Source organism: Nocardia sp. NPDC004722, assembly GCF_053601505.1.
This window is the reverse complement of sequence record NZ_JBSGBY010000914.1, coordinates 1,839-2,328: the sequence shown is the minus strand read 5'-3', so window position 1 is coordinate 2,328 and position 490 is coordinate 1,839. Positions and strand designations below refer to the sequence as shown.

Sequence of the window (490 nt, the reverse complement as noted above, 5' to 3'; positions counted from 1 at the left end):
GCCGAGACCATCGCGGAATTCCTGGCCAACCACCCGAAGATCGCGCAGGTCATCTACCCGGGCCTGCCCGAGCATCCGGGCCACACCGTCGCGCAGAAGCAGATGCGTCGCTTCGGCGGCATGATCTCGGTCCGCGTGCACGGAGGCAAGGAAGCCGCCCTCGACTTCTGCGCCAAGACCAAGATCTTCACCCTCGCCGAATCCCTCGGCGGCGTGGAATCCCTCATCGAGCACCCGGGCGCGATGACGCACGCCTCCACCGCGGGCTCCGCCCTCGAGGTCCCGGCCGACCTGGTCCGCCTTTCGGTCGGCATCGAAGACATCAGCGACCTGCTGGCGGACATCGAGCAGGCGCTCGCCTGATTCTTAGGGTGTGGGGGGGGGGGGCGCGCCCCCCCCCCCCCTATGGATCTGTAATAGATGGGGTGGGCGCCCCACACCACACCCCCCAACACGCCGGGTGGGGACCCACCCCCCCACCCCCCCCCAC

1 protein-coding gene is annotated in these 490 nt (G+C 69.6%); it reads left to right on the top strand.

The genetic code is table 11. The annotated features are described in order from the left end of the window. A partial coding sequence (locus ACWELQ_RS43965) for a PLP-dependent transferase (RefSeq protein ID WP_452402895.1) occupies window positions 1-363 on the top strand: 363 nt, incomplete at its 5' end. Window positions 364-490 lie beyond the last annotated feature (127 nt).